The following is a 12,978-nucleotide window of genomic DNA, read 5'->3' on the forward strand; positions in this document are numbered from 1 at the left end:
GCCCCCAACGCCCGCCGCCGGACCCAGGGGCGGCCCCCCCCCCCCTACCCGCGGCGGCCCCCCTCCCGTGTCGCGGAGGCCTCGGGTCAGGCGCTCTTCTCCCGGCGCTCGCGCTTGATCATGTCGCGCGGCACCAGGGTGGGGATGGCGTGCTTGGAGACCACGTCGCCGGTGACCACCACGCGGGCGACGTCCTGGCGCGAGGGAACCTCGTACATCACGGACATCAGCACCTCCTCCATGATGGCCCGCAGCCCGCGCGCGCCGGTGCCGCGCAGGATCGCCTGGTCGGCGATCGCCTCCAGCGCGTCCCGGGAGAACTCCAGCTCCACGCCGTCCAGTTCGAACAGCTTGCGGTACTGCTTGACCAGCGCGTTGCGCGGCTCGGTGAGGATCTGGAGCAGCGCCTCGCGGTCCAGGTTGTGCACGCTGGTGATCACCGGGAGACGGCCGATGAACTCGGGGATCATGCCGAACTTCACCAGGTCCTCGGGCATCACCTGGCGGAAGTGGTCGCTGGCGTCCGACTCCCGCTTGGAGCGGATGTTGGCGCCGAAGCCGATGCCCTTGGCACCCGCGCGGCCCTCGATGATCCGCTCCAGGCCGGCGAACGCGCCGCCGACGATGAACAGCACGTTGGTGGTGTCGATCTGGATGAACTCCTGGTGCGGGTGCTTGCGCCCGCCCTGCGGCGGCACCGAGGCCGTGGTGCCCTCCAGGATCTTCAGCAGGGCCTGCTGCACGCCCTCGCCGGAGACGTCCCGGGTGATCGACGGGTTCTCGCTCTTGCGCGCGACCTTGTCGATCTCGTCGATGTAGATGATCCCGGTCTCGGCCTTCTTGACGTCGTAGTCGGCCGCCTGGATCAGCTTGAGCAGGATGTTCTCGACGTCCTCGCCGACGTAGCCGGCCTCGGTCAGCGCGGTGGCGTCCGCGATGGCGAACGGCACGTTGAGCATCCGGGCCAGGGTCTGCGCCAGCAGCGTCTTGCCGGAGCCGGTGGGGCCCAGCAGCAGGATGTTGGACTTGGCCAGCTCGATGGCGTCCTCGCGGCCGTTGCCGCCGCTGCGGCCCGCCTCACCGGCCTGGACCCGCTTGTAGTGGTTGTAGACGGCGACCGACAGCGCCTTCTTGGCGAGGTCCTGGCCGACCACGTACTGGTCCAGGAACTCGTAGATCTCGCGCGGCTTCGGGAGCTCCTCGAAGCGCACCTCGGAGGTCTCGGCGAGTTCCTCCTCGATGATCTCGTTGCACAGGTCGATGCACTCGTCGCAGATGTACACGCCTGGGCCGGCGATCAGCTTCTTCACCTGCTTCTGCGACTTGCCGCAGAACGAGCACTTGAGCAGGTCGCCACCGTCTCCGATGCGTGCCACGAGGTGCTTCCCCTTCGCCAGGGGCCCCGCAGGGTTCCGGGGCCTGGTGCTGTGGACCGTCAACGCCGACGGCGCTCGGTCTCGCTATCCGACGGTACTCTGCCGGGCCCGTGATTCCGGCCTCTTCGCCAGGTCTGCCCTACGCCCTGGGCGAATTGATACCGAACAGATGCCGTCGCGCGGGCCCGCCGATGGGCCGGGGCGGGGTGCGCACCCGGGTGCTCACCCCGCCCCGACGGCCCTCCGACCCGGGGGCGGGCCGGGAGGGAGCCGACCTCAGGAGGTCAGCGAGGTCTTGCGGGTGGAGATGATCTGGTCGATCAGGCCGTACTCGGCGGCCTCCTCGGCGGTCAGGATCTTGTCGCGCTCGATGTCGTCGCGCACCTGCTCCGCCGTCCGGTTGGAGTGCTTGGAGAGCATCTCCTCCAGCTGCTCGCGCATCCGGAAGATCTCCTTGGCCTGGATCTCCAGGTCGGACACCTGGCCGCGGCCGGTCTCGGTGTACGGCTGGTGGATCAGGATGCGGGCGTTCGGCAGCGCCATCCGCTTGCCGGGGGTGCCGGCGGCGAGCAGCACGGCCGCGGCGGAGGCCGCCTGGCCCATGCAGACCGTGGTGATGTCCGGCTTCACGTACTGCATGGTGTCGTAGATGGCCGTCAGGGCCGTGAACGAGCCGCCGGGCGAGTTGATGTACATCTGGATCTCGCGGTCCGGGTCCATCGACTCCAGGCACAGCAGCTGCGCCATGATGTCGTTCGCCGAGACGTCGTCGACCTGCGAGCCGAGGAAGATGATGCGCTCCTCGAACAGCTTGGCGTACGGGTCGTACTCGCGGATGCCCTGCGTGGTGCGCTCGACGAAGCGCGGGACGATGTAGCGGCCCTCGGCGCGCATGTCCTCGACGCGGGCCTGGGCGGCCGACAGGCTGGGGATGTTCATGGGGTCCTTGTCCTCCGGGGCGTTGGGGCTGTGGTCTCGCGGGCCGGGCCGAGGCTCAGGCAGCGCCCGTGCCGCCGCCGCCGGGGACGTCCGCGGCGCTGTGCATGATCGCGTCGATGAGGCCGTACTCCAGGGCCTCCTCCGGGGTGAACCAGCGGTCGCGGTCGGAGTCGGCGGTGATCTGCTCGAAGGACTGGCCGCTGTGGTGGGCGATCAGCTCGGACATCCGCTTCTTGGTGCGGAGCAGCTGCTCGGCCTGGATGCGGATGTCGGTGGCGGAACCGCCGAGGCCCGCGGAGGGCTGGTGCATCAGGATGGTCGAGTTCGGCAGCGAGAAGCGCTTGCCCGGGGCACCCGCGGTGAGCAGGAACTGGCCCATCGAGGCCGCCATGCCCATCGCGATGGTGACGACGTCGTTCTTGATGTACTGCATGGTGTCGTAGATCGCCATGCCGGCCGAGATCGAGCCGCCCGGGGAGTTGATGTAGAGGAAGATGTCCTTGTCCGGGTCCGCGGCCAGCAGCAGCAGCTGCGCGGTGATCTTGTTGGCGATGTCGTCGTCGACCGCCTGGCCGAGGAAGATGATCCGCTCGTTGAGCAGCCGGTTGTAGACCTGGTCGCCAAGGCCGCCGAGCACGTCACCAGCGGCGGCGTGCGGCGCCATCGGGCCAGGCATCTGCATCTGCGGGAACGTCACTTAGCCACCTGCTCAGTCGGTTTGGACGGTCGCTCCACGGCCGTCACGATGTCGCACAGCTTCCGGGTATCACGTCGTGATTGGTGCTGTCCAAGGACCCTAACGCGCAGGCCGGGCCGCAGAATCCCTCACGCAGAACTGTTCGCTGTGAGCGCAGGGTCGCGGTGGTCGCGGGCGGGGACGACAGCGGGCCCGGACACCGTACGGCGTCCGGGCCCGCTGCAGCCTGGAGGGGCTACCGGGGCGCTCAGGCCTCGGTCTTCTCCTCGGCGGAGGTCTCCTCGGCGGCGGCCTCGACGGTCTCGGCCGTCTCGTCCTCGTCGTCGAAGTCGATCTCGTTGCCCTCGGTGTCGACGACCTTGGCGGCCTCGACCACGGTGGCCAGCGCCTTGCCGCGGGCGACCTCGCCGACCAGCAGCGGAACCTGGCCGCCCTGGACGACCTGCTGGGCGAACTGGTCCGGGGTGAGGCCGGAGCCGGCGGCGCGGCGGATGAGGTGCTCGGTCAGCTCCTCCTGGTTAACACCCAGCTCCTCGTCGGCGACGATCTGGTCCAGGACGAACTGGGTCTTGATGCCCTTCTTCGCCTGCTCCTCGATCTCCGCGTCCCACTCCTCGGCGGTCTTGCCCTGGGTCTCCAGGTAGGCGTCGAGGGTGAGGCCCATCGGCTGGAGCTGGTGGTGCTCCACGTTGTGCTTGCGGGTCTCGACCTCGTCCTTGAGGAGCTTCTCGGGGTACTCGATCTCAACCAGGGCGAGCAGCGCGTCCAGGACCTTCTCCTGGGCCTGGGTGGCCTGGTCGTACTCCTTCATGCGCTCCAGGCGCTTGCGGGAGTCGGCGCGCAGGTCCTCCAGGGTGTCGAACTCGCTGGCCAGCTGGGCGAACTCGTCGTCCAGCTCGGGCAGCTCCTTCTCCTGGACGGCGGTGACGGTGACGGTGACCTCGGAGGTCTTGCCCGCCTGGGTGCCACCCTTGAGCTCGGTCTCGAAGGTCTTCTCCTCGCCGGCCGACAGGCCGACGACGGCCTCGTCGATGCCGTCGATGAGGCGGCCCGAGCCGATCTCGTAGCTGACGCCGTTGGCGGTGCCGTCGTCCGGCACCTCGCCGTCGACCTTGGCGACCAGGTCCACGACCACGATGTCGCCCTCGGCGGCGGCGCGCTCGACGTCCTTGACCGAGGAGAAGCGCTCGCGCAGCTGCTCCAGCGACTTCTCGATGTCCTCGTCGGAGACGACGATCGGGTCGACGGTCACCTCGATGGACGAGAACTCCGGCAGGGTGACCTCCGGACGGACGTCGACCTCGGCGGTGAACTTCAGGTCGCCGCCATCGGCGATCTTCTCGACACCCTCGATGTTGGTGATGTCGGGCTGTCCGAGGACCTCGATCTTGCCCTCGTCGACGGCCTGCGTGTAGAAGCGCGGCAGGGCGTCGTTGACGGCCTCTTCCAGCACGGCACCACGGCCGAAGCGCTGGTCGATGACCCGGTTCGGGATCTTGCCCTTGCGGAAGCCCGGGACCGAGACCTGCTGGTTGATCTTCTTGTACGCCGCGTCGAGGCTGGGCTTGAGCTCCTCGAAGGGCACCTCGACGGTGAGTCGAACCCGGGTCGGGTTCAGAGTCTCGACGGCGCTCTTCACGGTTAGGTCTCCTAGGGGCTTGCGGTCAGGTTGTCTCCGCCCGTCCCCATCACCCGGCCGGAGCCGGAAAGGGGGTCGGACGAGACGGGCGATGGGCGGTTGGAGCTGCATCTCCCGTGGGGTGGACGGTGAGCTTGACTCCTCGCCCTCGTGCGGTTGACCTGGGTGGACGCCACAGGGACTACCGCCAGCGCCCCATCCTACCGGTACCACGAAAGGCGGACGCCAGGCGCCACCGTACCGCCGCCGGAGAGCTCCCACACAGAACAGGGCCCCGCCCCCGTCGGGCGAGACCCTGCCGCACTGTCGGGGTGACCGGATTCGAACCGACGGCCTTCCGCTCCCAAAGCGGACGCGCTACCAAACTGCGCCACACCCCGTGGTGCCGAGAGGAAGCGTACACGCCGGGCCTGCACGGCTCGCCGGGTTGTTCCGCGCGGGCGCGACCGCGACATATACCGCGCGGGCGCGAGGGGGTGCGCGCAGGGCGCCGGGCGAGGGGGCGTGCGCTCGGGCGGCCGGACCAGGTACGCTGTCCCCCGGACTTCCGGCCGGTGACGGCTGGGAGCGTCGTGCGGGCGTAGCTCAATGGTAGAGCCCTAGTCTTCCAAACTAGTCACGCGAGTTCGATTCTCGTCGCCCGCTCTCCGGTCCGGCCCCGGTGTGCCCAGCGCACCGGGGCCGTCGGCATTCCCGGGGCCGTCGCGGCCCCTTCCGCCTCAGAGTCCGAGCCGTGCGGCCCGGGCGGCGGCCCGGTCCAGCAGCTGGTGGACGTCGCCCTCCCGGGTGGTCGGGCGGTCGTTGTACTCGTCCGGGGAGCGCGCGGGGCGGCCGGTGGCGTGCAGCACCTCCATCAGCTGGACCCGGGCGGTGCGCACGGTGTCCGGGGTGCCGTAGCCGTGCGCCAGGACGGCGGCCTGCGCGCCGAGCAGGCAGACCCGGCCGGCCGCGTCCCACATCGCGCCCTGGAGCCAGCCGTGCGCCCCGATGTAGCGGGAGGCGAGCCGGAGGTGGTCGGCCGCGCCGACCGGCACGGGGCGGGCGGGCCGGCCCAGCGCCCGGTCGAGCAGGGTGGCCCGGGGCTCGGGGTGGCCGGCCTGCCAGGGCCGCAGGACGCTGCCGTGGGGGCAGACGTACGGCACCGGGGTACGCGCGGGGGCGGGCAGCGAGGCGAGGTAGGCCTCGATCTCGGCGACCAGCCCCGGGCCGGCCGGGCCGAACGGCGGCGACCCGGGGGCGAGGAGGACGGGCGGGGGCGGGGCGGTGGTGCGGGGCATGCGGGTCCTCCGGGCGGACGGCCTTCAGGTTCCGCTGCCCAAAGTGGGGCATCCAGGACATTTCCGCGACCGGAGGACCGCGGGATCCGCATGGTTTCCCGGCGGGCTGTCGGGCCGATAGCCTCGGCGGCGTTCGAGCGCAGTTCGAGCGCGAGCTCAGCCGCCGCGCTCCCGAGGTGGAGGAGTCCCGGTGCATCCGCAGGAGCGACTGGCCGTCATTCAGCGCTGTGTGGTCCGGGAGATGGCGCGACTGGGCCAGGTGTTCCGCCCGGACGGCGAGGTGGTCCGCGGCCCCGGCACCACCGCGGTGGCGGTGCGCGAGCACCCCGGGGACGACGGCGCCGGGCACGTGGACCTCGGCTTCGCGCTCCACCTGGGCCGGGCGGACGCCCCGGTGGTGTGGGACTGCGCGGCAGGCCTCGGCAAGACCGAGGAGGAGAAGCTCGCCAACGCGGTGAAGATGTGGGCGACCACCACCGCCCCGGTGCTGGTCGAGGTCGCGGGGGGCCGCGGGATCCGCGCCGACCGCCCGGCCCTGCCCGGACTCCCGGGCTGGCACGCGGTGCAGGGGCCGGCCGCGGTGTTCGGCTTCGGCAACGAGCACCTGGCGGGCTGGCTCGCCGAGCACCGGGTGCTGCCGGCGCTGACGCCCGCGCTGCGCGCCGGGTTGACCGGGCCCGGGCCGGTGGGCGTCAAGCTCTTCCTGGGCGGGAAGGCGGGGGACGACGTCGCCGAGGTCCGGGTGGGCGGCGAGGTGTCGGAGGCGGCGTCGGCGGCGCTGCGCGCGCTGGACTGGCCGCGGGGCGAACGGCTGTGCTGGGCACGGCTGTTCGTGCTGCTGACGGCCGAACCGACGGCATCGGGGCAGCACACGCCGGCGGGTGCGGTGGCACCCGCGCCGATGCGTGCCCCGGCCCCGGCGGCGCGCCCCCGGGGACTGTTCGCTCGCTGGCGGGAGGCCAGACGGGCCGACCGGTGACCCCTGGGCGAGGGTGCGGACGGCCCGGCCGGGTCAGCCGCCGGTGATGCCGGAGATGCTGTGCGCGAGGTTGGCCAGCAGGGAGTTGATGGAGCCGGCGACCGTGGTCTCGTGGAGCATGAAGCCGAACAGGGCGGCGACGATCGCGTGCGGGATCTTCATCTGCTTGTTGCGGATGAAGATGATGCACAGGATCGCGAACAGGACCAGTGCGGAGACGGAGAGTGCCACCCGGACTCACTTCCTCGTTTTCATAGCGGGGTGCCGCCGCCCGGCGGCACCTGCGAAAGCCGGACCCCGGCCTGTCCGACGGTCCCGAGGCGGAATCGCGGACCGTCCGGCGCAGCGCCGGCGAGGGAGCCCACAGTCGACCGCTGTCTGTCGTGCCGCACGTGACGCCCCCAATCCCCCGAATCCTGAACAGTCCCGCCCGGACTCAGTGTGGTCGACCGTGCCGATTGCGTAAAGGTCTGAAAGTCAGCCCAACGCCGATATCCTGCGATGCGAGACGAGTTTCCGCCGACCGGGACGATAGCGGAGCCGTCCTGACGAATCGTCGGCGGGGCCGTGCTGAGCGGCCGGAAAACGGCCGGGGGCGGGGAACGGAAGCCGCTGGTCCGCTCCGTCGACGGGGCCTGCGAATTGGCCGAAGATCAGCTGCCGGGCTTGACAGCGGCGGCTGCCCTTGGCATGTGCCCCGACGGCACCGTCAGTCTCGCCAGAGCAGCAGCACGGCGCGGTCGTCGTTGATGTCCCGGGCGACCGTCTCGATCAGCGCGGCCGCGGTGCCCGTGCCCGTCCCGGGTCCGCCGCCGGGCACCAGCCGGTCCGCCTCCCCCATCAGCCGGTCCATGCCCTCCCCGAGGTCCCGGCCCGGGGCCTCGACCATGCCGTCGGTGCACAGCATCAGCACGTCGCCCCGGTTCAGCCGGCCGCGCACGCCCTCGAACTTGGCGCCGTCGTAGATCCCGAGCAGCGGACCCTCGGCCTGCTTGACCTCCCAGCGCCCCTCCCCGGCCAGCCGCTGCATGCCCGGCAGGTGCCCGGCCGAGAGCAGCTCGTACTCCCCGGTGTCCAGGTCCAGCACCAGGTGGACGGCGGTGGCGAAGCCCTCCTCCCAGGACTGGCGCAGCAGGTAGCCGTTGGCGGCGGGCAGGAAGTCGTGCGCGGGCAGCGAGCCGACCAGGCCGCCGAAGGCGCCGGAGAGCAGCAGCGCGCGGGAGCCGGCGTCCATGCCCTTGCCGGAGACGTCCGCGAGGACCACCTCCAGCAGCCGCTGGCCGGGGCCGGTGCGGGCGGCGACCACGAAGTCCCCGGAGAAGGACTGGCCGCCGGCCGGGCGCAGCGCCATGTCCGCGTGCCAGCCCTCCGGCAGCTCGGGCACCCGGCTCTGCACCCGCAGCCGCTCGCGCAGGTCGAACAGCATGGTGGAGCCGCCCCACCAGGGCACGCCGACCCGGGCCCGGAACTGGGCGAGCAGCAGGCCGCCCACCCCGGCGGCGCCGACCACCAGGGCCGCGCCCGGGGTCACGCCGTAGATGTACGCCTCGGGGTTGTCGCTGGCGACCCGCTGGCCGGTGTGGATCACGGACTCGGAGGAGAGGCCGAGCGCGGCCAGCGCGTAGAGCACCACCAGGCTGCCGGGGCGCAGCAGCAGGGCGCCGGCCAGGATCGGCAGGACCAGGGAGGTGGGCGGGGCCCAGTCGGGCATCCAGATGTTGAGCAGGATCAGCAGCGGGACGAGCAGGGCGAGCGCGCAGAGCACCGGCCAGTCGGCGGCGCCGCCGCGGAAGTAGTCCACACCGGCTGTGCGCAGCCTTCGGCGGACCCGGCGGACCCTCTTGCGCAACCGGGCCGTCACGGACTCGGACGCCGTGGCGGCGCCGGGCCTCGTCGCAGTCGTCTGGGGCGGTGTGCCCGGCGCTCTGCCAGCCATGGGGTCCGACCCTATCCACGGGCACGGCCCGGCGTCGACGGGCCGGGGGCGGGCGCGGGTGCCGGAACGCGGGGCGCCCGGCGGGTTTCGGCCGATCGGCGGGGTTGCGGGCGTGCCGTCAGGAGGCGTACGCCGGTTGGGCGTACGGAGCCGTGCGGGCGGCGTGCGCGCCCCGCGTACGGGGGTGTCCGAGCGCCGGGGCCTGTGGCCGATCCCACAGGCGGAGCGGGCCGCCGCGGGCCCGTCGGGCGAGGTCCGGGGGCGTCCAGGGCCGTCCGGGGTGTCCGGACACGGCGGCGGCCGGTCGCACGGGAGCGTGCGGCCGGCCGTCGGGGAGGGTGGGTGGCGGGATCAGCCCTGCGGGTGGTGGGCCGGGATCGGCGGGAGCTCGCCGGTGGTCTCGTACTCGCTCAGCATCTCGATCCGGCGGGTGTGCCGGGGCTCGCCGCTGTACGGGGTCTTGAGGAAGACCTCGACGAACTCGGTGGCCTCCTCCTGGGTGTGCATGCGGCCGCCGATGGAGATCACGTTGGCGTTGTTGTGCTGACGGCCGAGCTCGGCGGTCTGCACGCTCCAGGCCAGCGCGGCCCGGACGCCCTTGACCTTGTTGGCGGCGATCGCCTCGCCGTTGCCCGAGCCGCCGATCACGATGCCCAGGGCGTCCTCGTCGGCGGCGGTGCGCTCGGCGGCACGCAGGCAGAACGGCGGGTAGTCGTCCTCGGCGTCGTAGATGTGCGGCCCGCAGTCGACCGGCTCGTGGCCGGCCCCCTTGAGCCACTCCACGAGGTGGTTCTTCAGTTCGTATCCGGCATGGTCTGAGCCCAGGTACACGCGCATGCCATGAGTGTGGCATGCGCGTGCGCCCGGGCCCGACAACGGGGGCGCCGACCGGGTGGGACGGCGGCGCGGGGCGGCCGGGCGACGCGGGCCGGCCGGGCGGATCAGCGCCGGCCGAGCAGCTTCCAGGCCAGCGGCAGGGCGCCGGCGGCGAAGGCGGCCTTGACGGCGTCGCCGACCAGGTACGGGTAGAGGCCGAGCTCGGCGGCGCGGGCGAGCGACACATGCAGCGACAGGGCGAGGTACGGGACGCCGACCGCGTAGATGGCGAGGCTGCCGAGGACCATGGTGACGGCGGTGTTGACCGGGGTGCGGTCGGCGCCGCGGCGGGCCAGCGCACCGGTCACGGCGGCGGCGAGGACGAAGCCGATCACGTAGCCGAAGGAGGCCGTCGCCCAGCCCGAGGTGCCCTCGGCGAACCAGGGCAGGCCCGCCATGCCGGCCAGCAGGTAGAGCACCATCGAGGCGACGCCCCGGCGGGCGCCGAGCGCGGTGCCGACCAGCAGGGCGGCGAAGGTCTGGCCGGTGACGGGCACCGGCGAGCCGGGGACGTTCACCGACAGCTGGGCGGCCAGGCCGGTCAGCGCGGCGCCGCCGGCCACCAGGGCCAGGTCGCGGGCCTGGGCGCCGAGGCGGGTGGAGGCGGCGGGCAGCAGGTCGGCGAGGACGGTGCGGCGCGGTATCGGGGTGGTGGCAGTGGCCATCGGGGCTCCTCCGTGAGAGTCCAGGTGAGTGAACACCTGTGAACCTACGCGGTGATCCACTGGGCGAACGGCACGGTTTCGGACAAACCCCCGCCCTCGGGCATTGTCGGAACCGGACCGGAACAACTCCTGGTCACAGCATGATCACAGTAGGTTTCGGCAGGGTCCGCATGGTGGGCCCGAATCGAACATTCTTGGCATGGACAGGGGTGCCGCCGGATATTGGACAGCTCATGTCGCATACCGCACAGTCTGGAACCACCCCTATGGCCCCCACTTCCGCCCCGACGGCGACCGGGACCCCCAACGGCACCCAGCCGGCCGCAGGCCCGGCGTCGGGTGGTCAGCAGCTCTCGCACGGCCTGAAGCAGCGCCACCTGTCCATGATCGCCCTCGGCGGCGTGATCGGCGCCGGCCTCTTCGTCGGCTCCGGCGCCGGCATCGCGGCCGCCGGCCCGGCGATCATCCTGGCGTTCGTGCTCTCCGGCCTCCTGGTCATGCTGATCATGAGAATGCTCGGCGAGATGTCCGCCGCCCGCCCCGCCTCCGGCTCGTTCTCGGTGCACGCCGAGAAGGAGATCGGCCCCTGGGCCGGGATCACGGCCGGCTGGATGTACTGGGTGATGCTCTGCTGCGGCGTCGCCGCCGAGGCCACCGCCGCCGGGAAGATCGTCAACGGCTGGATCCCCGGCGTCTCCGCCTGGGTCTGGGTCGGCCTGTTCATGGCCTTCTTCTGCGCCAGCAACCTCACCGCGGTGAAGAACTTCGGCGAGTTCGAGTTCTGGTTCGCCGCGATCAAGGTCGCCGCGATCATCGCCTTCCTGGTCCTCGGCGGGCTCGGCATCGCCGGAGTGATCGGCCCTGGCGCCCCCGGCACGGCGAACCTCACCGGCCAGGGCGGTTTCCTGCCCAACGGCGTCGACGGACTGATCATCGGCCTGCTCGCCTCGGTCTTCGCGTACGGCGGCCTGGAGACCGTCACCATCGCCGCCGCCGAGTCCGACGACCCCAAGAAGAACGTCGCCAACGCCGTGCGCACCGCGGTGTGGCGGATCGCGATCTTCTACATCGGCTCGATGGCCCTGGTGGTCACCCTGGTCTCCTGGAAGGACCCGAAGGTCGTCGCCGACGGCCCGTACGTCACCGTGCTGAGCCACCTCGGGGTGCCCGCCGCCGGAACGATCATGCAGGTGGTGGTGCTGGTCGCGCTGCTGTCCGCGATGAACGCCAACATCTACGGCGCCTCCCGGATGGCGTACTCGCTGGTCGGCCGCGGCCAGGGCCCCAAGGCGCTGGCCAAGGTCAGCGGCGGGGTGCCGCGCAGAGCCGTGCTGATCTCCTGCCTGTTCGGCTTCGGCGCCGTGCTGGCGGCCAAGTTCTGGCCGGACACCGTGTTCACCTGGCTGATGAACACCACCGGCGTGGCGATCCTGGTGGTCTGGCTGTTCATCTGCGTCGTCCAGCTGCGGATGCGCCGCCGGCTGGAGCGCGAGGCGCCCGAGCTGCTCACCGTGAAGATGTGGGGCTACCCGTACCTCACCTGGGTCGCGATGGCCGCCGTGGCCGCCATCCTCGCCCTGATGACCACCACCGAGGGCAACCGCGACCAGCTGTACGCGGCCGGCGTGCTGGTCGCGCTGCTCACCGTCGCCGGGCTGCTCAAGCAGCGCCGGGACGCCGCCCTGCGCTGACCTTCCCGTCCACGCACGGCGAGGGCCCGGTACCGATCGGTACCGGGCCCTGCCGCGTCTGCGGGGAACTACGTACGGCTCACTCGAAGGACGGGCCGGCCGTGCGGGTGCGCTTGATCTCGTAGAAGCCCGGGGTGGAGGCCACCAGCAGGGTGCCGTCCCACAGCCGGGCCGCGGCCTCGCCCTTCGGGGCGGGGGTGACCACCGGGCCGAAGAAGGCCACCCGCTCGCCGTCCGCGCCCTCGACCGCGATCACCGGGGTGCCGACGTCCTCGCCGACCAGGGTGATGCCCTCCTTGTGCGAGGCGCGCAGGGCGTCGTCGTAGGCGTCCGTGCCGCCCGCGTCGGCCAGCTCCGCCGGCAGGCCCGCGGCCACCAGGGCGGCCTCGATGGTCTCCCGGTTCTGCGGCAGGCCCTGGTTGTGGAAGCGCACGCCCAGCTCGGTGTAGAGCCGGCCGAGCACCTGCGGCCCGTGCTGCTCCGCGGCGGCGATGCAGACCCGCACCGCGCTCCAGGCGTTGTCCAGCAGCTCCCGGTAGCTCTCCGGGAGGTCCCGGTGCTCGTTGAGCACCGACAGGCTCATCACGTGCCAGCGCACGTCGACCGGACGCAGCCGCTCGACCTCGACCATCCAGCGGGACGTCATCCACGCCCACGGGCAGGCCGGGTCGAACCAGAAGTCGGCGGTCTTGCGCTCAGTGGCAGTCGTCACTGGTGGTGTCCTTCGTGAGGCGATCCTGGGCAGGGAGGAGTTCCACCCCCGGAACGCCAACACCCGCCCGGGGCCGCTGATTCCGGCGCGAACGCGGCGGCCTGTGCAATGGTACTGACGGCGAGCGGCGTGAAAGGATGACCCCGCGCGCGGGGCACACCCCGCGCGAGACCGCACCACCCACAGGCGCA

The 12,978-nt window shown here is 71.9% G+C and carries 12 protein-coding genes and 2 tRNA genes; 3 read left to right on the plus strand and 11 right to left on the minus strand.

From position 1 onward, the window contains the following. Positions 1–86: 86 nt before the first annotated feature. The 5 genes from clpX to ACWGKU_RS17285 form a co-directional block, all read right to left on the minus strand. Positions 87–1,376: an ATP-dependent Clp protease ATP-binding subunit ClpX gene (clpX, locus tag ACWGKU_RS17265; RefSeq protein ID WP_045696864.1), complete on the minus strand. Its 1,290-nt coding sequence runs from the start codon at positions 1,374–1,376 to the stop codon at positions 87–89. 276 nt (positions 1,377–1,652) lie between these two features. Continuing rightward, entirely contained in the window at positions 1,653–2,315 is a 663-nt protein-coding gene (locus ACWGKU_RS17270; protein WP_380546627.1) for an ATP-dependent Clp protease proteolytic subunit, read from the minus strand. Between the two features lie 55 nt (positions 2,316–2,370). Continuing rightward, complete coding sequence (locus tag ACWGKU_RS17275) at positions 2,371–2,991, minus strand: ATP-dependent Clp protease proteolytic subunit (RefSeq protein WP_380353544.1); 621 nt, start codon at positions 2,989–2,991, stop codon at positions 2,371–2,373. A gap of 268 nt (positions 2,992–3,259) precedes the next feature. Continuing rightward, positions 3,260–4,651, minus strand: a complete 1,392-nt coding sequence (gene tig, locus ACWGKU_RS17280) for a trigger factor (protein WP_401054011.1) — start codon at positions 4,649–4,651, stop codon at positions 3,260–3,262. A gap of 306 nt (positions 4,652–4,957) precedes the next feature. Further along, positions 4,958–5,031 (minus strand) — tRNA-Pro (locus tag ACWGKU_RS17285). A gap of 194 nt (positions 5,032–5,225) precedes the next feature. Here ACWGKU_RS17285 and ACWGKU_RS17290 point away from each other — a divergent pair. Further along, positions 5,226–5,296: transfer RNA gene (locus ACWGKU_RS17290), tRNA-Gly, on the plus strand. Positions 5,297–5,370: 74 nt separating this feature from the next. Here the strand turns inward: ACWGKU_RS17290 and ACWGKU_RS17295 are convergent. Next, positions 5,371–5,928, minus strand: coding sequence for a DUF6197 family protein (locus tag ACWGKU_RS17295; protein ID WP_452179541.1), 558 nt, complete (start codon positions 5,926–5,928; stop codon positions 5,371–5,373). Positions 5,929–6,118: 190 nt separating this feature from the next. Here ACWGKU_RS17295 and ACWGKU_RS17300 point away from each other — a divergent pair, with 190 nt between their 5' ends. Next, positions 6,119–6,907 (plus strand): DUF6348 family protein, encoded by a 789-nt coding sequence (locus tag ACWGKU_RS17300; RefSeq protein WP_452179542.1) that lies wholly within the window; start codon positions 6,119–6,121, stop codon positions 6,905–6,907. Positions 6,908–6,940: 33 nt separating this feature from the next. Here ACWGKU_RS17300 and ACWGKU_RS17305 read toward each other — a convergent pair whose 3' ends face one another. The 4 genes from ACWGKU_RS17305 to ACWGKU_RS17320 all read right to left on the minus strand — a co-directional run bounded on the left by ACWGKU_RS17305 (position 6,941) and on the right by ACWGKU_RS17320 (position 10,384). Continuing rightward, positions 6,941–7,138, minus strand: coding sequence for a hypothetical protein (locus ACWGKU_RS17305; protein ID WP_359914825.1), 198 nt, complete (start codon positions 7,136–7,138; stop codon positions 6,941–6,943). A 478-nt stretch (positions 7,139–7,616) separates the two neighbouring features. After that, a complete protein-coding gene (locus ACWGKU_RS17310) occupies positions 7,617–8,843 on the minus strand; it encodes a PP2C family protein-serine/threonine phosphatase (protein WP_359914822.1) in 1,227 nt (408 codons plus the stop codon). Between the two features lie 351 nt (positions 8,844–9,194). Then, entirely contained in the window at positions 9,195–9,680 is a 486-nt protein-coding gene (locus tag ACWGKU_RS17315) for a ribose-5-phosphate isomerase (RefSeq protein WP_359914820.1), read from the minus strand. Between the two features lie 104 nt (positions 9,681–9,784). Then, entirely contained in the window at positions 9,785–10,384 is a 600-nt protein-coding gene (locus tag ACWGKU_RS17320; protein ID WP_380546621.1) for a biotin transporter BioY, read from the minus strand. A gap of 266 nt (positions 10,385–10,650) precedes the next feature. Between ACWGKU_RS17320 and ACWGKU_RS17325 the strand changes: the two genes are divergently transcribed. Further along, entirely contained in the window at positions 10,651–12,075 is a 1,425-nt protein-coding gene (locus ACWGKU_RS17325) for an amino acid permease (RefSeq protein WP_380546619.1), read from the plus strand. A 79-nt stretch (positions 12,076–12,154) separates the two neighbouring features. On the opposite strand, the gene ACWGKU_RS17330 is transcribed toward ACWGKU_RS17325, so the two are convergent. Next, the gene (locus tag ACWGKU_RS17330; protein WP_380546617.1) at positions 12,155–12,787 is read right to left on the minus strand and encodes a mycothiol-dependent nitroreductase Rv2466c family protein; all 633 of its coding nucleotides are present in this window, start codon (positions 12,785–12,787) and stop codon (positions 12,155–12,157) included. Positions 12,788–12,978: the final 191 nt, after the last annotated feature.

Source organism: Kitasatospora sp. NPDC054768 (assembly GCF_053612025.1).